The 19,351-nt window shown below is 49.0% G+C and carries 19 protein-coding genes and 1 pseudogene; 13 read left to right on the forward strand and 7 right to left on the reverse strand.

Annotated features, from left to right (window positions below; translation table 11 throughout):
• The 10 genes from parC to EXIG_RS08250 all read left to right on the forward strand — a co-directional run bounded on the left by parC (window position 1) and on the right by EXIG_RS08250 (window position 9,718).
• A complete protein-coding gene (gene parC / locus EXIG_RS08205; protein ID WP_012370466.1) occupies window positions 1–2,406 on the forward strand; it encodes a DNA topoisomerase IV subunit A in 2,406 nt (801 codons plus the stop codon).
• Window positions 2,407–2,746: 340 nt separating this feature from the next.
• A complete protein-coding gene (locus tag EXIG_RS08210; RefSeq protein WP_233494529.1) occupies window positions 2,747–3,217 on the forward strand; it encodes an NUDIX domain-containing protein in 471 nt (156 codons plus the stop codon).
• Window positions 3,218–3,456: 239 nt separating this feature from the next.
• Window positions 3,457–4,104 carry a hypothetical protein gene (locus tag EXIG_RS08215; protein WP_012370468.1) on the forward strand — a complete coding sequence of 216 codons (648 nt, stop codon included), beginning with the start codon at window positions 3,457–3,459 and terminating at the stop codon, window positions 4,102–4,104.
• Window positions 4,101–4,895: a DUF3307 domain-containing protein gene (locus EXIG_RS08220; RefSeq protein ID WP_012370469.1), complete on the forward strand. Its 795-nt coding sequence runs from the start codon at window positions 4,101–4,103 to the stop codon at window positions 4,893–4,895. The genes EXIG_RS08215 and EXIG_RS08220 overlap by 4 nt, the downstream gene beginning before the upstream one ends.
• Before the next feature lie 75 nt (window positions 4,896–4,970).
• The gene (locus tag EXIG_RS08225) at window positions 4,971–5,522 is read left to right on the forward strand and encodes a histidine phosphatase family protein (RefSeq protein WP_012370470.1); all 552 of its coding nucleotides are present in this window, start codon (window positions 4,971–4,973) and stop codon (window positions 5,520–5,522) included.
• Window positions 5,523–5,524: 2 nt separating this feature from the next.
• A complete protein-coding gene (locus tag EXIG_RS08230; protein ID WP_012370471.1) occupies window positions 5,525–6,397 on the forward strand; it encodes a ComEC/Rec2 family competence protein in 873 nt (290 codons plus the stop codon).
• A gap of 15 nt (window positions 6,398–6,412) precedes the next feature.
• The gene (locus EXIG_RS08235; protein WP_012370472.1) at window positions 6,413–6,628 is read left to right on the forward strand and encodes a DUF3006 domain-containing protein; all 216 of its coding nucleotides are present in this window, start codon (window positions 6,413–6,415) and stop codon (window positions 6,626–6,628) included.
• Window positions 6,629–6,787: 159 nt separating this feature from the next.
• Window positions 6,788–7,696 (forward strand): AAA family ATPase, encoded by a 909-nt coding sequence (locus EXIG_RS08240; protein WP_012370473.1) that lies wholly within the window; start codon window positions 6,788–6,790, stop codon window positions 7,694–7,696.
• Between the two features lies 1 nt (window position 7,697).
• On the forward strand, window positions 7,698–8,744 hold the full coding sequence (locus tag EXIG_RS08245) for a DUF58 domain-containing protein (protein WP_012370474.1): 1,047 nt from the start codon (window positions 7,698–7,700) through the stop codon (window positions 8,742–8,744).
• Window positions 8,741–9,718, forward strand: a complete 978-nt coding sequence (locus tag EXIG_RS08250; protein WP_012370475.1) for a hypothetical protein — start codon at window positions 8,741–8,743, stop codon at window positions 9,716–9,718. Before EXIG_RS08245 ends, EXIG_RS08250 begins: the two co-directional genes overlap by 4 nt.
• Before the next feature lie 267 nt (window positions 9,719–9,985).
• On the opposite strand, the gene EXIG_RS15585 is transcribed toward EXIG_RS08250, so the two are convergent.
• Complete coding sequence (locus tag EXIG_RS15585) at window positions 9,986–10,771, reverse strand: polymorphic toxin type 44 domain-containing protein (RefSeq protein ID WP_052294386.1); 786 nt, start codon at window positions 10,769–10,771, stop codon at window positions 9,986–9,988.
• A gap of 904 nt (window positions 10,772–11,675) precedes the next feature.
• Between EXIG_RS15585 and EXIG_RS16065 the strand changes: the two are divergent.
• Window positions 11,676–11,966 (forward strand): annotated as a pseudogene (locus tag EXIG_RS16065) (transposase); the annotation flags it as partial.
• 174 nt (window positions 11,967–12,140) lie between these two features.
• Here EXIG_RS16065 and EXIG_RS08260 read toward each other — a convergent pair.
• Entirely contained in the window at window positions 12,141–12,467 is a 327-nt protein-coding gene (locus tag EXIG_RS08260; RefSeq protein WP_012370479.1) for a hypothetical protein, read from the reverse strand.
• Between the two features lie 142 nt (window positions 12,468–12,609).
• Window positions 12,610–13,635, reverse strand: coding sequence for a helix-turn-helix transcriptional regulator (locus EXIG_RS08265; RefSeq protein ID WP_012370480.1), 1,026 nt, complete (start codon window positions 13,633–13,635; stop codon window positions 12,610–12,612).
• A gap of 112 nt (window positions 13,636–13,747) precedes the next feature.
• Here EXIG_RS08265 and EXIG_RS08270 point away from each other — a divergent pair, with 112 nt between their 5' ends.
• Window positions 13,748–14,596 (forward strand): alpha/beta fold hydrolase, encoded by an 849-nt coding sequence (locus EXIG_RS08270; RefSeq protein ID WP_012370481.1) that lies wholly within the window; start codon window positions 13,748–13,750, stop codon window positions 14,594–14,596.
• Here the strand turns inward: EXIG_RS08270 and EXIG_RS08275 are convergent.
• Complete coding sequence (locus EXIG_RS08275; protein WP_012370482.1) at window positions 14,582–15,250, reverse strand: hypothetical protein; 669 nt, start codon at window positions 15,248–15,250, stop codon at window positions 14,582–14,584. The two genes, EXIG_RS08270 and EXIG_RS08275, sit on opposite strands and share 15 nt — an antisense overlap.
• A gap of 392 nt (window positions 15,251–15,642) precedes the next feature.
• On the opposite strand from EXIG_RS08275, the gene EXIG_RS16170 reads away from it, so the two are divergent.
• Complete coding sequence (locus EXIG_RS16170; protein ID WP_268741706.1) at window positions 15,643–15,765, forward strand: hypothetical protein; 123 nt, start codon at window positions 15,643–15,645, stop codon at window positions 15,763–15,765.
• A gap of 119 nt (window positions 15,766–15,884) precedes the next feature.
• On the opposite strand, the gene EXIG_RS08285 is transcribed toward EXIG_RS16170, so the two are convergent.
• From EXIG_RS08285 to efeB, 3 genes are all read right to left on the reverse strand, one after another.
• Complete coding sequence (locus EXIG_RS08285; protein WP_012370483.1) at window positions 15,885–16,346, reverse strand: general stress protein; 462 nt, start codon at window positions 16,344–16,346, stop codon at window positions 15,885–15,887.
• A gap of 94 nt (window positions 16,347–16,440) precedes the next feature.
• Window positions 16,441–18,123, reverse strand: coding sequence for an FTR1 family iron permease (locus EXIG_RS08290; RefSeq protein ID WP_012370484.1), 1,683 nt, complete (start codon window positions 18,121–18,123; stop codon window positions 16,441–16,443).
• A complete protein-coding gene (efeB, locus tag EXIG_RS08295) occupies window positions 18,107–19,348 on the reverse strand; it encodes an iron uptake transporter deferrochelatase/peroxidase subunit (RefSeq protein WP_012370485.1) in 1,242 nt (413 codons plus the stop codon). Before efeB ends, EXIG_RS08290 begins: the two co-directional genes overlap by 17 nt.
• Window positions 19,349–19,351: the final 3 nt, after the last annotated feature.

Here is a 19,351-nt window from a genome sequence, read left to right on the forward strand (position 1 = left end):
ATGTCTAACCTACAAAACATCCTCAACCTGTCCCTCGAGCAAGTCGTCGGGGACCGGTTCGGACGTTATTCGAAATACATCATCCAAGACCGGGCCTTACCGGACGCGCGTGACGGATTAAAACCGGTTCAACGCCGTATCTTGTATGCAATGCATACGGAAGGCAACATGTTTGACCGCGCTTACCGGAAGTCTGCCAAGACAGTCGGTGTCGTCATCGGTAACTACCACCCGCACGGCGATTCGTCGGTCTATGAAGCGATGGTCCGGTTGAGTCAGGAGTGGAAACTCCGGTATCCGTTAATTGACATGCAGGGGAATAACGGCTCGATCGACGGCGACAGTGCGGCTGCGATGCGATATACGGAAGCCCGTTTATCGAAAGTATCGAGCCTGATTCTCGAAGGCATCAATAAACAGACTGTTGATTACACGTTGAACTTTGATGATACGACGGAAGAACCGCTCGTCTTGCCGTCCCTCTTGCCGAACCTGCTGATGAACGGTTCGACGGGGATTTCGGCCGGTTATGCGACGGAAATTCCGCCGCATCATGCCGGTGAAGTGTTGGACGCGGCAATCGGTCGAATTTCAGGAACGGTTCATACTGTCGATGACTTACTGACGCATATGCAAGGTCCCGATTTCCCGACCGGCGGTGTCGTCCAAGGTCTTGATGGCATCAAAAAAGCGTTTGAAACCGGCCGCGGCAAAGTCATCATCCGGTCGCGGGCAACGATTGAAACATTACGCGGCGGACGCCAGCAAATCATCATCACGGAACTGCCCTACGAAGTCAACAAAGCAAACCTTGTCAAACGGATGGAAGAACTCCGCCTGGACCGCAAAGTCGAAGGGGTCGCGGAAGTCCGCGACGAGACGGACCGCGACGGTCTTCGTGTCGTCATCGAGCTGAAAAAAGAAGCGGATGCAGAAGGGGTGCTACACTTTTACCTGAAACAGACCGACCTGCAAATCGCCTATAACTACAACATGGTCGCGATTCACGAGCGGACACCGCGTCAGATGGGCGTTCTCGCGTTACTGGACGCCTATCTCAGCCACGTCAAGGATGTTGTCATCCGCCGGACATCGTTTGATCTCGAGCAGGCGAAACGCCGCCAGGAGGTCGTTTCGGCCCTGATGACGGCGATTTCCGTCCTTGATGAAACACTCGCTTTGATCCGGTCGGCCTCCAACAAATCGGAAGCGAAGGACAAGCTGATTGAACGGTTCAGTTTCACGGACCGCCAAGCGGAAGCCGTCGTCATGCTTCAGTTGTACCGGTTAACGAACACCGATATCGTCGAATTACAGGACGAAGCGGCGAAGCTTGAAAAAGAAATCGCCCGCCTTGAAAAAATCCTGAACGACGAAAAAACACGGAACCGGTTGATCATCAAAGAATTAACCGTTCTGAAAGAGCAAGTCGCGGACAAGCGGCGTTCGACGGTCGAAGCGGAAGTCGAAGAGTTGAAACTGAAGACGGAAGTTATGATCGCGGTCGAAGAAACGATGGTCTTCGTCTCGAAAAACGGCTATATCAAGCGGTCTTCGATGCGTTCATTCGGAGCGACCAACGACTTGCCGGAGATGAAAGAGCAGGATCGCCTGCTGTATCAAGGACAAGCCATGACGACGGATCATGTCATCGTTTGGACGGTTCAAGGGAACTATCTCTTGATTCCGGTCCACCAGTTGCCGGATACGAAGTGGAAGGACGGGGGACAACACGTCGCCAATCTCGTTCCGCTTGATCCGGGCGACCGGATTTTATCCGTCGATCTCGTCCGGACGTTTGATGAAACATCACACTGCCTGTTCGTCACGCGCCAAGGAATGGTCAAACGCTCGAAGCTGAGTGATTACAACGCCCAGCGGAAATCAAAACCGCTCCAGGGCGTCCGTTTACGGGCAGACGATGAAGTCCTGTATGCCAAAATTTCAACCGGACAGGAGCAACTTTTCTTGACGACCCAGCATGGTTTCGGCCTCTGGTTCACGGAAGACGATGTCCCGGTCGTCGGTGTCCGGGCAGCGGGTGTGAAAGCGATCAATCTGCGCGATCAGGACGTCGTTGCCGGTGCCATCGGCTTTAAACAGGCACCGAATATCGTCTTGCTGACGCAACGCGGTGCGTTGAAGAAAATGCGCCTTGCGGATCAGTTCCAAGTCTCGAATCGTGCCTTACGCGGTACGCAATTATTGCGCGATTTAAAATCAAAACCGCATCAAGTGGCCGCCTTGATTGACGTCACACAAGCAAAAGAACTGATTTTGATCGGAAAAGAACAGGAAAAGACGATTCAAGTCCCATCCTTGTCCTTCCTCGATCGGTTATCAAACGGTTCGTTTGCCTATGACGAAGAAAAATTCGGTCCACTTCTTGATTGGTATACCGTTTGATGGTCAGATGCCCCTCATTTTTAAAGAGGGGTGTCTTTTTTTAGGTTATTTTAGGTTAGATGGTGTTTCGTCGCTCCTTCCTGTTCGTTTCTAGCTTTCTGACGCCTGTTTTGACCGCTTTTTCAGACTTTTCTTCGAATTATCGCCAAATCACCCGTTTACAAATTGAAACGACTGCCGATAACCGCTACAATAAAAGAAAATGGTCAGGCAAGATTACCACGAAGGTTGTGGAGCGGGCAGTTCGGAGCTTTAGCTTATAGGATTCGTTTCATCAAGCAGCTACGGACATGTTCCTCGGCTGCTTTTGTGCCATCTGCCAACTGGAGAGGTGATGACGATGAAATTCAGAAGACGCGAAAAAGTAGCAATCTATATCACACGGGAGCAACCAGAGGGATGGGAACTACTTGTTTTTCATCCGCAATCCGCTCCAGACAGTGATTGGCAAATTCCTGCCGGCACCATCGAGGATGCTGAAATCGCCAAGGAAGCGGCAGTTCGGGAAACACTCGAGGAAAGCGGTTTATCGCTTGCGACCGTTCAGTACGTAGGTGAAGAGGAAATGCGTTATCCGGAACGAATGCGGGTGCATTACACGTATTTCTATCATGCTCATATCGAATGTCAGGAAAACCGATGGACGCATTGTGTCGCTGGTGACGGTCAAGATTGCGGTGATTTTTTCCATTTTGCCTGGTTACCGCTTGAACGAATCACGCAACTCGAACGCCGGCATCATATTTTCTTGGATCGTTTGATGAGCCGCTTGGAACGAACACATCATTACGATTGTCGGAAACACGGTTAATCCCGTGTTTTTTTGTTTTGTCTCACTATCTTAAGTTCACCTGACTTATGAGACAATAATTATTAACTATTGATAATATATGTTATGTTAACTTAAAGAAAAAAATAAAAATTATTTGGTTGGTCTTTGATTTTCTACGCTTCCCTGTTACTCTAAATACAGTAACATATCTATTGTTACCTCTTAACCGGTAACAATTGCTAAGTAACCGTACATTCGGTAACAAGGAGGATTTTTTTATGCAAGCTGTTGCGGTTTCCTTTGATATTCAAAACTCCCGGAGCTATTCGAGTAAAGAACAGTTGTTAACCGATCTGCATCAATTGGCGGATCAGTTGAACGATGCATTTCCGGCGGCGCTCGTACCGTTTCAAATTAAGTCCGGTGACAGTCTGCTTGGTGTGTTTAACGAGTATGCCGTCAGTTATCCGCTCATGCTGATGCTGCTGAATCAGCCGTTAGACGGTTATATCGGGATCGGATTCGGCCAATATGAGACGCTGTCGACGACGCATGCCGACGAAGCCAACGGCAGTGCCGTTATTTTCGCTTTTGAAGCCCAGGACGCCGCCAAACAGACGGCCAACCGGATTGCTTTTGCCGGGCCGCCCTATTTGCCGACCGCCCTGCTGAACGGTTATATCGAGATGTTATACCCGGCGTATTTCGGTAAAACAGACCGCCAAATCGAATTACACCGGCTGATGGATCAGCATCCGGAGGCCACTTACGAAGAAATCGGCTTACAAATGGGATTTCATGAAAAAGATGCGCGCATGAATGTTGCGAAACTTGTTGCCCGCTCCCAACGTAAACAACGTAAACGCCTGGAAAAGGCATTCGTCGATGCTTTAAACCAATTGCAGGTCTGGGAGGCGATCGGATGACTTTACTCTTAAGTCTGCTCCTCGTCCATCTGTTGGCGGATTTTCCGTTCCAAAGTCAACGGATGGCAAAATTGAAACAGCGGCAACTCCGGGTATTACTTGGACATATGACGGTACATAGCATCGGGACAGCTGTTGTCCTCGGCATCTTTTATACGTGGGGTGATTTGAGTGGCGCGACTGCCTGGATCATCGGAGGTGTCATCATCGGGACACATGTCTTGCTGGACGGCTCGCCGTTCAAACGTCTTTTACATCCGGCGCTCGCATTTTGGATTGATCAACTGCTCCATCTTGCGATTCTGACAGGGATTGTCATCTATTTGACACCCGTTGATTGGCCGACAACGTTTCCGCTGCTGGACCAGGTCTTATGGGTCAGCGTCTGGGGTTTGATTGCGACGGAATTGATCGGCCGCGGGATTGCCCCGCTTCTTGCACCCTTCGCTCCCCGTCTGATTGAGTCACATTTTGAACGGAAAGTGACGCGGAAAGAACAACTGGACGGTCTGAAACGGTCCGTTACGCATGAAGTCGAAGATTCCGCCCGGAGTTACACGACGGAAATCAACGGTGTCGGCCGCTACATCGGACTCGTCGAACGCGCCATCATCGTTTGCCTCGTAGCAGTAAACGCAACAGGAGCCATCGGATTCATCATCGCTTTAAAAGCGTTGGCCCGATTTAAACAGTTTGATGACCGCCGATTTGCGGAATACTATATCATCGGCAGTTTACTGAGCATTCTTGCTGCCTTACTGTGCGGAATGGCGATCCGCCTTGCCTTTTAACGACAGCAAGACGATAGATTGAGATACAGAAAGAGAGGTGGACGGTCTCTTAAGGTAAGGAACCGTCGTAAAATCATGAAACAGATTGGATTAGTCAGACACCACCGGGTGACGGAAGGTTACCCGACCAAAGGCTGGATCAGTGCAGCCGACATCGAAGCCTGGATTGAGCGTTATGATGTCTCGACCATCGATGTCCAACCGGTTGAACTCGGAAATATCGACTGGACGATCTGTTACGCCAGCAGTATGCCGCGAGCCGTTCAAACGGCGGAAAGCGTCTATGGGAAAGACATCATCGTGACGGATCTGTTACGGGAAGTCCCATTCCCGACGATCCGTTCACGGATTCGTCTCCCCTTCCTTGCCTGGGCACTGATTGGACGGCTTGTCGCGCCATTCAGTAAACGAATTCAGGCGGAAATCAAAGATGCCAACGAGCGGATTGCGGTACTCCTGAATCAATTGACGTTTGAACAACAAGAACATGAACGGGTTTTGCTCGTCGGACACGGCGGGATGATGATTCTGATGCGGACCGCCTTGAAAAAACGCGGATATGTCGGTCCCCGCTTCGGTCATCCACGCAACGGTATGTTGTATTTGTTTGAGAAACGGGAGGGCTAGGTATGAAATGGGGTTCCGTTCTGCTACTTGCGCTCTGTCTGATTGTCATCTTTTATATGACACGCGACGACGAGCCGTTACCTGGTGATCGTCCGGGATCGTCTACTGTCATTCACGTCTACGGCTTTGATGTCGGTCAGGGCGACAGTACCTTGATTCAGACGAAAAACGAAACGATTTTGATCGACGGCGGGAATAACGGCAAAGGAGACGATGTCGTCCGCTACCTGAAGAACCTGGGTATCACCCGTCTGACAGCGGTCATCGCAACACATCCGGATGCAGACCATATCGGCGGGCTCGATACGATTCTCGATGCCCTGCCTGTCGATCAAGTTTACGCACCACGCGTCAATCACACGACAGAAACCTACCGGGACTTCCTGCTCGCCGTCAAACGGCAAGGGATCACCATTAAAACAGCTAAAGCCGGTGTTTCGATTCCAAGTGACGAAGTGAAACTGAACTTACTCGCCCCGCTCCGCGACGGCACCCGTGATTTAAACAGCTGGAGTACGGTCCTGCAACTCGTTCATGGCGATACTACCTTTCTCTTCATGGGAGACGCTCCGATTCGGACGGAACAGGACTTACTCGAATCCGGAGTGGATTTAAAAGCTGATGTGTTAAAAGTCGGGCATCACGGTGCGGATACCTCGTCCTCGATTCCTTTTTTACAGGCAGTCCACCCTTCCCGCGCCTTGATTTCAGCGGGCGAAGGTAATGCATACGGTCATCCGCGGCCGACCGTCATGAATGCGCTCGCGGCGGAAAGCATCCATGTCGACCGGACGGACCGGATGGGCACCGTTCAATACACGTCGGACGGGCAGACGATTCAGGTCAAAAGCCGGACCGACTTACGTCCCGAGTAAAGGAGAGGATACACGATGAAAATGACCGTCACGGAATTTGACGGGGACCAGGCGATTTGTGAGACGGAAAATCGTGAAACAGTGCAAGTCCCCCGCTCGCGTCTGCCTCATGCTGCGACGATCGGCGACTGGCTCGAATGGCGCGGTCGTTCGATCCGGATTCTCCGGGAGGAAACGCAGAACCGTCGGCAGGAAATTGATGATTTGATGAATGAACTGTTTGAAGACTAAAACTCCGTTCCTTGGCCTGTCAGTGGTCAAGGATTTTTTTATTCACCTTTGTTTTTCCAATAATAAACAGCAAATCTAAAAAATCGACTTAAATCACTAGCAGTTTTTTCTGAATTTTCGTAAACTTTAGGAATACGAAACAAAAAGGGGGATTTATCCATGTTCCAACAATTACGAACGAACTTAAAGCAAGCGGTCCTCGGACAAGAACATGTCATAGATCATCTTCTGATCGGACTGTTGTCGGAAGGTCACGTTCTGCTTGAGGATCGGCCGGGTACCGGAAAAACGACACTCGCCAAATCACTGGCCAATACACTCGATGCCAAATTTTCCCGTATCCAATGTACCGCGGATACGTTACCGACCGATCTGCTGGGAATGGAATTGTTTAATCCATTAACCGGTTCATTCGAACAACGGTTTGGTCCGCTGTTCGCAAATATCGTCCTTGTCGACGAAATCAACCGGACGACGCCGCGGACACAGTCCGCCCTGCTCGAAGCGATGGGGGAAGCTCAGGTGACGATCGGAGATACCTCTTATACGTTACCGCAACATTTTCTAGTCATCGCGACCCAAAATCCGTTTGACGGTCAGGGGACGTTTCCCCTCCCTCATGCGCAACTCGACCGCTTTTTGTTCAAACTGTCGTTTGCTCCGCTCGATCGACAGGTCGAAAAAGCCTTGTTACAGGGGGCTCACTTACAACCGAGTCCATTCCAGGTACCGCTTGAGCAGTTGAATACCTGGAAACAGGAAGTCCAGGCGGTCACGATTGAAGATGCCGTCGAAGATTACCTGCTTGACGTCTGTGATGCCTTACGGGCGCACCGGGACGTTGAGATCGGTCCAAGTCCTCGCGCTACCTTGGCGCTTCTACAAGCGGCAAGAGCGCGAGCCTGGATGCACGACCGGACATACGTGACACCGGAAGACATTAAGCAGTTGGCAAATCCGTTGCTTGCCCACCGGCTCGTCCTGACACTTGAAGCGACATTAAAGATGACGAATGGTCGCTTGGTCCAGCAGATTTTGGAGTCATTGACTGTTCCGACCGAGGTGTAATATGCAATTGATTACACCGAAGTCCTTTCATCCGATGATTTTATTTTGGATTGCCGTTGCGGCCGGTATTTGTACACTGTACGGTTCGATCCTGATTGCGACATTGCTCGTCGCTTACACGTTGTACGGGTATCTCTTGCCGAAGTACCTGGAATACCTCGGAGAACGTCTGAGCGTCCGGCTCGTCGAAACCGTCCGAGCGTTCCGTGACGATCCACTCGCCATTCCATTCGAAATTCATAATCCGACACGGTTTGCTCTTGGGAAGGTGACCGTGTCCGGTCTTCTCGGGGAACAGGTCCGGATTGAGGACGCCAGCAGTCAGTTTTGGCGGCAACATGTCTATGTGCCGCGTCAGGCTCATGTGCCGTTTCAAATCGATGTCACGGCAGCCAAACGGGGAACGATTCGGATCCAGTCGTTTGATATCATGATTTCTGATCCGTTTCATCTGATGACACTGTACTTGACGTTACCGATTCAACAGCTTGGTCATGTCTTCCCTGATTTCGCACCGGCCTCCGTCGAATGGAATGAACGCCAAATTCCTGGCGAGACGATTGACCGGTCGAGTCCGTTTACGGACCGCTCGAGCTTTCATTCGGTCGTCCCTTACGCGGGCGATGCGAAGACGATTTACTGGTCTGCTTATGCCAAGACGGGGGAACTGTATTCCTATCAGTATGACCGGATGCGTAATCATGACTATGCCGTCATCATTGACGGACTGTCCGCGGACGGTTTGGCTTTACGCGGCGACTTTGAAAAATTGCTCTCCCGGGCGGCAACGATTATCCGCGAACTGGAAAAACAAGGCGCCTCATACAGCCTCTGGATTTCAATGGTCAACCGGGACGGACAGTGGTATCACGTACCTTCCGGGAAAGGAAAAGAACAATTCTTGCGGACGATGGAATGTCTCGCCCGGATTTCAGAATATGATTTACCGCTCGAACGCCGTTACTTCACAAAACGGCTTCAACGGACCGTCCCGTCGACGACAGCCGAAATTCATCTCGGGCACCGCCATAAGGGGGTGAGCGCATGATCATCTGGTGGATTCTCGTCATCAGCTTGTTGCAAGCCCCGCTCATCATTCTGATTTTCCCGTTGCTCGCCGTTATTCCGGCGCGCCCAATCCGAATCGGCGTTCAACTGGCGGCAGCTGTTGCTTTTCTTTTGATTTCTCCGCTGATCAGTATCCTGCTGTTACTTGCGATTGCACTCAGCGCATGGCTCGAGACCGTGGATCACCCGTATAAATTTGCCGTCAGTGCGACGGTTCTGACCGGACTGTGTTTACTGTTACCTGGATTCCACCCTCCGCTCGGTGCGTATCTTCTGCTCGGTCTCGTCTGGGGCATTCCCTTCCTCAGGCAGCACCTGATTGAATGGCGCCGGATTGTCGCAGGTATCTCGTTGTTTCTGGGTGCCAGTCTGGTCCTCGTCACCTTAATCCGGCTGCTGAAAGAAGCGCTGTTCGGTTCTGTCGCGAACCTGACCCGTCCGGCACTTGAGGCGTTCGGTTCCCTCTTCACCTGGACATTACCGCTCGCAGAACAGATCGATCAAAAAACGAAAGCCGACAGTACATCCGGGTTATCAGACATCGCCCCGCAAGAAAGTCTAAAAGCGGCCGGCATGAGTTCCGATACGCTGTTTTATTTGAACATGACAGGAATTATCCTGGCGCTTCTCGCCGTCGGTCTCACGTTCTACCTGATTCGTAAACGCCGGGTCGTGGCAACGGAGGCTGAACCGGTCGCCCGGATGACCGTGCCGAAGCAGGCAGCGCCTGTCAAAAAACACAGCCAGCATCCGCTTCTGAAAATCGCCTCGCAACTCGAACAGGCTTTCCCGCGACGCCATGACGAGACGACCGTCGAATGGCTGACACGGATTGAATTTCCGGAAGCTGTTGCCCATGCACGGCTTCTCGACGGCATTGAATTCAGCCGCAGCGAGCCGGCGTACGATCTTCAACTGTTCCGGAAATATGTCCGCGAACAAATCGAACGCTGAATCCAAAAAGAAGGTGCTCCGATATCGGAACACCTTCTCAGACTGAAGACAAAGTAGTGGTTCTTCTCGATAAAGAGAAAAACCACTACTTTGTCTTCAGTCTGAACAGACCTTCAAGAGGTCTGTTCCAGGTATAAAAAGATTTAAACAAATGTAAGCAGTTATGTTCATCTAGCTACTCATGTCGTAAGAGTATGATATGAAATATCCTGACTGATTTTGTTTATAAGACAACGTATTAATAGTCACTTAATACATTGTCAACTTTTAATTAACAATATCATATTCGTTTAAAATATTTTCATATGCAGGGTCATTTAAAATTTCTTCAGAATTTTTATTTGCTTCATTGATTATTTGTGTTCTTTCTTTAAAACTTAATTGATTCAAGAACTGAGATTCTGTCATTCCGTTTGGAAAACTCATATTGTTTTGATTTATTCCTTCTTGAATTGCTTCTGTTTTAAGATTTGTTTTAGATAAAGATTGATATGTAACACTAGAATTAGATGACTTAGTCGGCAAGTTTTTATTATCTGCATAGTTGATTCCTATTTTTATACTTTTTTGGTCGTTTGGATCATCGAAATAAGACTTATACCAATTTACATTTGAAGTTTTACATTTAATTTGCACTGCACCTGCTGCTACTAAAAGTACTTTCGGCTGAAATCCACCAAACCGTCCAACATATCCAAAATGCATATTCCCTAAATCTTCACCTTTCATCACTCTTCCACCGAATACATATCTGTCATTTACTCCATACGCATGCTTGTAATCCCAAGGACCTCTACTATTAACCTTTCCAGTGAAATAGTATCCCGTGCCTATAGGATATGTTTTATCGGATATTGTATATTGATAAAGTGATGCGGCATTCTTTAACATTTTTGAGGAAAACGATGCCGTCACATCCCCACCAGGATTAATTGCACTGTATGTACCTACAGGATCATCATTTACATCAGAGTCTTCGGCCTTTACCAAGTGTTGAGAAGATGATGTAATTAAAAAATACATAGATAAACTAATCATTATTTTTCTTTTCAAAATAAAACTCCCCTTCCATCCTCAAATATTATAGGATTAAATTGACTTGAGATAGATTTAAATTAATTTTTTAGGAATATCTTTTTTTGAATATCTCTTTAGAAAGGAGCGTTTATGAAAAAAATACGCTGGTTATTATATACTATTACATTTTTGTTATTTTTATTTATTTATAATTCTTTTTTTAATTATGATTTTTTTAAATTTATTTCATCTATTTTTTCAACAGCACCTATACATCTTGGTCTCGCTTTCAGCTTTATTACTTGTTTGTGTTCAATATTATTATTAATAAAAGTAAGTTCATTCAATGATAAAAAAGCAACTATTGGGATGTTAGTTACCCTTATAATTAACTTAGCATTCTTATTCGTAACAGGAATAGTGGATTTGATCGGCTCTTTATTCTCTTAAATTATTATGAAGACTAGGTACAAAACATAGGCTGAAATGGATAATGTTCATTCAGCACGTAATTAAAAAAATCGATATGTATCTGTAAGTAAGATACTAAACAAGACCATTTGTCGTTTAACGCTTCATTCCTTTCCTTTCCTCGCAAGGATTAGAAGAACTTAGAAATATCTCGCACCAATCAGTGACTCGTATCTCTACCGTTCCGGCAGGTGCATAGCAGTGTAATGCCTTACATCAGTCAGAAAGCTTTTCAATCGTCTCTTTTTAAGAGAGATAAAAGCTTACAGAAAGTAAACTACTCAAAGATAGCAAAAGATATTAAAGCTATATAGGTACACATAGTTATTCCCCAATTTCTTCAATAACATCTAGCATCTTCCGTGAATCCACATGAGCTGAAAACAAACCTTCTATGGCCCGCAGTGGATTAATCTACTGCGGGCCACCTCTTTCCTTATTCAAACGGCATACTCTTGTGAATCGGGCATTGTATCAAAAACGACAGGAGACCATCGAACGTGTCTTCGCAGATGCAAAAGAAAAGCATGGCATGCGTTGGGCCCGATATCGTGGTCTGAAAAAAACAACGCTACAAGCGATGCTTACTTTTAGTGCCTTGAACCTCAAAAAATTGGCGAACTGGTTATGGGATTCCGGTGGGAATCCTTGTTTTTCATACTATTTTATACGACTACATAAGACAAACCCTCATTTCAACGTTGAAATGAGGGTTTGTCTACAATCTGAAAAGGTGCTCCGATTTCTTTTTCTTATTTAGAATCAATTTTAGACGCTTTACGCGCTATGATAACAATAAAGACGATGGCAGCAACCGGAAGCACGAGTGGCATCCAGTCCAGGATATACTGTGTATTCATCGTATCCCCTCCTCCAAGACATGCTGGTACTCTACACGTAGCATATTCCAAAAGACGGGACCATGCAAGCGTCGTCAGATCCGCGGCAACATCGAGTAGATGACGGAATAATAGATCAAGACACTAGTCGAGACACTATAGACTAACAATATGTAGGGTGCGAATTTCGGCTGAGCATGCCGTTTCAGCACTTTCAGTGAAAACATCGTGATTCCTAATGCAAATAAAGGACTAAAGCCGAAGACCACAAGATCCATGGACATTAAAAGCTCTGTACTAAAGAGTAGATTAAAGGCGAAAATCGATAATAAATACCAAGACGTGTAGGATAAACAGATGAAAAAGAGGTATGACACGCCCGCAATAACGCTTCCCATCCGTGGTTTTTCCATATGTTGCATGATGCCCCTCCTGTAACAAAAATAAGATATCCTTAATGGTAATCGGAAAAAGTTCTTAAAAATATTCAAATATGAATATACGACAAAAAACGACAAAAAAAGATCTTCTGCTCCCTTCAGCAAAAAATCTTCTCTGTTCGTTTTAGACACTTTCATTCATCTGTGGACTGACCGGAACACCTGCTTGATACACCTTGGCAAGCTCCAACACTTTATTCTTGAAGGCCTCCCGGCAAAGAGCTGGCTCCAAAATCTCCGCTTGCTCCGCAAACTGAATCAACCACATCATGAAACCTTGGGAAAACAGCGCTCCGACCTTGACCTCAAACCAGTCCCCTTCGAGACGCCGGCAACGAATGTCCGTCCCGAACCGGTCGACGACAGTCGGCATGACGCTCTCATGGAACTTTAACGTCAACTGTTCCTGTTCGCCACCGTACATATTGAACATACTGCTCAAATAAGTGGCTTCGACCTCGACCGGTGTCTGGGCCGGCTCAAAGACACTGCAATTAACGATTCGATCCACGCGGTAGGTCCGGATCTCTTCGACCCGTTCATCCCGTCCAATCAAGTAGTAGTTCCCGTTATCGACGATCAGATGAGCCGGCGTGACGAGATAGTAATCCCCGTCGCGACGCAACTCGAACTTTCGGGTCCGTTCGTTAAATTTGCCCTGATATTGAAAACTGATGATGTCCTGTTCGATGATCGCTTTTTGGATGGTATCAATCGAAAACGGGATGACGCCTTTCGGTTTCTTGACGGTATGTATGACCGGCGTCAACGTTTTTGCCAGACGTTTACTCGTTAACGTATGAATATTACGGACCAGAACCTCCGTTTCACTCTCAGAGATGAACTTGGCGCTGGCAATCGCATCCACGAGTAATCGTAAATGATGGTATTCGAACGGACGGCTGACCAGATGATACGGAATCGCAAGACCGTTTTTGGTTTCTTCCGCATGAATATCGAATCCTGATTTAGCCAAAGCAGCAATGTCCTCTTTTAAGGACTTTCGGGACAGCTTTTCAATCAGTCCTCTTTTCGACAGTTCGGTACTCAATTCTTCTAATGTCAACGTCTGTTCTTCATCTGAATACTGCTCAAAAATGTCTCGAACGGCTAACAACCGATCCCGATTGGATAATTTTTCATTTGGCACGGGGCATCCTCATTTCCTATCCATAAGATGTTTGATTATACTTGGATTATACCTCAAAAAGAAATTAAGAATAACAATAATATGGAAATATTTAAGAGATAGGAGAATTTGGATGCAACACATTGCCGATTGGGAAGGTTACCGATTTGATTACCGGGACAGCGGAACCGGTCCCGTCATTTTACTGATTCATGGGACACAATCCGATTACCGGGAAGTCTATCACGTCGAACGATTAATCGAAGCCGGCTACAGGATCATCGTCCCATCTCGTCCTGGATATGGAAAAACGCCGCTCCGTGTCGCCTCGTCGCCCGGCGAGTTAGCGGCTTTTTACCGGAGATGGCTGGCTTCTCGTCACCTCGAACGTTACACCGTATACGGCATTTCTGCCGGCGGACCGACCGCGATTGCTTTGGCGAGCGGTAATCCAGCTGTCAGTTCGCTCGTACTAGCCTGTGCGATGACACACCAGATTTCACTTCCTTATCAGGACTGGCTTGTCCAACCGCTCCTTCAGCGTCCGCTGCAACTCGTGCAATGGATCCTGTGGCATTACGTGAAAGATAAATTGGTTAAGTTTCCACAGGAAGCATCCGTTCGGATGGTTGAAATGACGAGTCTGTTGCAACGGGACGAGATCCGCCGTCAATTAGATGGAGCCGACCAGCAATTGTTGTATCAAGTCGGATTGCAGAACGGACCGGGCCGGGGGGTGTTGTTTGACTTGACGCAACAGATTGATCGTCCGCTCCTGCAGGCCATCCGTTGTCCGGTGCTGATCGTTCACTCCAAAGCGGACCGGGCCGTCCCGTTCGAACATGCCCTTTACGCCCGGCGTGCCATTGCGCATGCCCAGTTCATCGAGTCGGCGAGCCCTGGTCACCTGATTTGGATCGGCCCGTCTGCGCGTCGCGACGAACGAATGATTGAACGCTTTATCGCCTTAAATCACTTGTAGGCGGACACGGAGGTTCAGCTTTTCGTTTTCTTCCTCAATGGAGATGATTCCCCGCGCCGTCAGTTCTTCGATTGCCAAGCGGGTCCGTTCCAAATTAAAGCGGGCATACCGGGCAATCTCCGCTATGCCCATTCGGCAGGACAGCTGATTCGCCTTGATTTTCGACGACGGTTTGGCGACGGAACGTTGCAACAGACGCCAAAAGACTTGCCGGGCATCATCCGACAGCGCATATGCATTTTTTTCGATGACTGGCGGGACGTACCGGATGTCCTCCCGGATGCGCCGGATGAGGTAGAGACTCAACCAGTATTCCACGTCCGCCTGAATCCGGAAAAATTCAAACCACCATAACTGATCGAGCGCTTCCGCTTCATCTTGCCGTAATGCCCAGGATGCCGGAATGTCGTCAAACTCTTCATCGAGAAAGTCTTCGTAATCCAACGCAGTTTCATATAAGACCTGGGGCGGGATCCGGTCAAGCGTCTCCCGTTTTTGATATAAATCAAAACTCATCCGCCGGAAGTGTTCGACAGACCCGGCGACTTGACTGAGTTGCATCAACTGTTTCGTGATGAGACGGGCAAGTCCGTCCAGTTCGAGCTGAACGGCATATAAGTGTTTTTCAAGAGCAATCAATGTACTTCGTTCCATCAGACAGTTCCTCCTCTGTTCGTGGCATACTTCTAGTCTTTTAGTCTTTTTCCGCAAATCGGACATTCAAAACCATCTTCTGTTTGTCTCCCGGTACCGGATGACTTGTTCTTCCTGAAGCGGGTTTATCTCCCAAATAAATCGGGAATATTTTTGATGCAGTGGTCTAAACGATTCAATCGGAGGTGGAACAACGTGTTACAGTCCAAAAAGCGCACGGAGCGGAAGTGGAGACAACGCACGACACGTAATCATATCCTGCAATTGGAACACTTGTACAAAGCACATCCTGTCCGAACGACGACACAAACCAAAATGGTTTTTTCCAAACTGTTGGAAGATGCTATTCGAAGCGGGCGGTCCGTTATCTGGATCAGGGAAACGAAACCACGTTGACCGGATCGGTTACGGCTCTTTTTCATGCACGCGGACTTATTGAAATCAAGACCTCGACCGGCTTACGACGTCATCTTCCTTATGACGCGGTAATGGACGTCCGTGAATCCGTCAAATAAAAGTTCGGCCATCCAAGAATCTTCCTATACATGCAAACAAGGGGAACGGATTTGAATCCGTTCCCCTTGTTTATTGAAAAACTGACCGGATTGTCTGTTCCTGCTTTCATGGACAATCCTTATTTTTTATCCAGCTTGACGTTTTGGTCCGCCGGTAAGGTTGTCGTTGTTTCTTCCTCTTCGAGCTTCGGTACGCCTGCTCCGTACTCTGTCGTCTCGTCTTCGACATAAGAGGCAGCAAATGCCGGATTCAGCAGATCGGATTTTGAACCCACGATGACGATCCGGCCGTGGCGGACTTCCTCTTCCAAATCTTCGGCTACATCCTTCGTCATCCCGAGTTCCGACAGCTGGGCAATCCGGTCTTTCCGGTTGCTGCGGACGGTCGACATCAATGTCTCAAAAAATGATTTTTTGGTTATACGATATGCTAACGTCTGCGTGTCGTTGGCAATCCGTTCCGCCAACTCTTCATCCTTCGCAAAAATGTAAATTTGTTTATTCGAATAACCGCTTGACTTCAAGCTCGTCACTTCTGCGTCGACGGCTGTCATGTTCCGTACGATTCTAGTTTCAATCATCTTGTTTCCTCTCCTTCATGCGAGCCGACTTTCTACTCTCGATATAAAGTTATTCCCGAAACATAATGAATAAAACATGAATCACCAAAACGTATCAACCGACTTTTCGCAACCGGACCGCCGGACGCCGTTTCAATACTAACATCAGTCCAATCACCAGACATAACAAGATTTGCGGTATCATCGTTTCGTACGTCGGATAAAAACCGATCCAGGAAACGGTTGGCAGGTAGGAGACGGCATGGATCGGCACGATGCCCGTCACTTGTAACGCATGCAGGCTGGCGCCTAAGATTTTAAAGGCCATAAGATAAATCAATCCGGTCGCCGCTAAAAAGAGCCGGTTGATCGGCAGACGCACTCCGAAATAAATGACTGCGATTGAACAGATACCGATCAGTCCGATCGCCAAAATGATTCCCCCGGCCAAAGCAGTCGTCGTCATCGCCGGAGCCATCCCGACATAAAACAGCAGTGTCTCGGCCCCTTCCCGAAAGATCGTCAAGAAGCTGACGGCAAACAATGACCGTCCCGCAAGATTCATTGCCAGTCCGGTTTGCCGTGAAGCAACCGCCGTTTTCGAATGTAACCAGGAACCAACGAGCAGCATCATCAATACCGCGACCAGTCCGGTCCATCCTTCAATCTGTTCCCGACCGACAGCAGCGAGTGCCGTCGAAAAGAACTGTTGAATCACGAGCGCCAGTCCTCCGCTAGCGAGTAATCCGAACAGTGCTCCGCTCCAAATCATCCGTTCCCCGATCACCTTGGCTTTTCGGGTGAAAGCGACCAGCGCACTGATGATCAGCAACGCCTCGAGCCCTTCCCGTAACATGACGAGCATCGCATCGACAAAAGAATACGTCGTTTTCTGCGCCAAGACCTGAAGTGACGTGATGATCGGTGCCAAATCGGTCCGGGTGGAGTCAACCGTCGACTCGTCTAAAAGCGACAACAGCACCGGCACTTCCGATTCAATCGTCGTATATAAAGAACTGCTCCGGGTCCGGACCTCCCCTTCTCCGCTCGGCCAACGTTCAATGAACGTCGTCAGCGTCTTCTGCGCCGCCGGAACATTGCCGGCAGCGAGTTGCTGATCGGCTTGTTTCAGCAAGGCTGTCAGTTCGGACAATCCTGTCTGTTCCGCCGCTTGAACGGTATCACCTTGCAGGAAAGAACGGATGCTTGCGTCAAACTGATCGAGTGCTGCATTCAGCTCCGACTGATCAAAATTTTCCCGCGCCAAAGCGATCCGGATGGCAGACAACCCCATCTCGACTTGACCGTAATGACCGATGCTTGTCTCCCGGACGACGGTCTCGCGGTCCGTCCACGCCTGCAGTAATTCGGATTGTAACTGCTGACATTCAGGCATCGTCGTAGCCTGCCGGAGCTGTTTCGTCCAGCCGAACAACTCTGTTAAGCGTTTTTTAGCCGCAGGATCTGTTTTCGGCTGATCTGTTTCCTCCAGCGTCCGGACGGCCGTCGACAGTTCCGTCAAGCGTTGTCTGATCTCCGGGAGGGCGGTTTGTTTCTGAACTTCTGTCAACCGATGTTGAATGACCTTTTGTTCGGCAGAAGCCGTCAGGCGGTCAATCTGTTTTTCAAGTGTGTTCAAAGTCGTCCCGAGCGTACTCCGGTCGTTGTCATTGACTGCTGACAACGCTTGACCAATCGAGACGTACAGCGCATCTGTCTCGGAATCCGCGTGGATAACCGGACTGACGATTGCCGTGAAGAGGAACAGTGCCAGGAACACGTTAAGCAAAGAGCGCATCACCGATGTAGCCTCCTTTTTGAATCCCGCCGAAACAGGCGAAAAGAGCACTGCCGCGGTGGGTAATGTATTCATTTAAACGATCGGACGCCGCTAAACGCCGCTGAATCGTGATGAACTGTTCCGGTGACCGCTGGTACGATAAAAACAACAAGCCGGCATCGAGTGCCCCGGTTGTTTCATTGATGCCCGCCTGATAGGAGTAGGAGCGGCGTAACAACTGTGCTTCACCTGATCCGTGCGCGACCGCCGTATGCGAATCTTTCGGAAGTGAGGCTTCCCCGCGTGCCGTTCGTTTACTTGGCGTCACGGATGCAAATTCGTCTTTTGAACCGAGTGGTGCGCCGGATGCCCGGTCCCGGCCGAAGGTGCGCTCCTGTTCTTTCAAAATCGTCCGGTCCCAGACCTCCAGATGCATCTGAATCCGGCGGACGACAAGAAAACTGCCGTTTGTCATCCATGGTGACCCGTCCTGCCACTGGTAAAAGAGGTGTTTATTCCGAATAGCAGGCTGCGAGACATCCGGATTTCCGGTTCCATCCTTGAATCCAAACAGATTCCGTGGTGTCCCTCCTGTTGCATCCGCTGCTTTTGACCGTTGGAAACCGGTCTGGGTCCAGCGGATTTTGACGATGCCCCGACCGATTCGGGTCAAGTTCCGCAACGCATGAAACACGACTTGTTGATCGTCGGCACAAATCTGAACGACAAGATCTCCGCCCGCCCATTTCGGGTCGAGCTGATCAAGATCAAAAGCCGGCAACTCCCGGAGCAGATTCGGACGCTTATGACCGATTTCGAACCGGTCGTCCGCAAACAGACCGTGTCCGCAACCGAATGTAAACGTCAGATGGCTCGCTGACAGCCCTTCCGCCTCCCCCGTATCTTCCGGCGGGACGTACAGACTGTCCGAGTCACCGAGCGGCAAGCCAGCCGTTAGCCGGGCGCATGCCCGTGTCCAGCGTTTCAAGAGGTCAATCAATTCATCGCGTCGTGTCGTCTGGACATCAAAGGCGACGATCTGGACATGATTTTGGGGCGGTGTCAGGATACCCGCCTGATACTTGCCGTAGAACGGGACCTGATTCGTCGCTTCGGCCGTCAAGGCACGCGGTAACCACCGTTCGAGCCCGCTCGCGTAAAGCGCAGCTCCGAGTCCGGTCAGTCCGGCAACTTTCAGGACGTCACGCCGTGTAACGCCCGCTTCTAAAGTAGTTCGTGTCATCGA

The sequence above is a fragment of the Exiguobacterium artemiae 255-15 genome (genome assembly GCF_000019905.1).
GTDB lineage: Bacteria > Bacillota > Bacilli > Exiguobacteriales > Exiguobacteriaceae > Exiguobacterium_A > Exiguobacterium_A artemiae.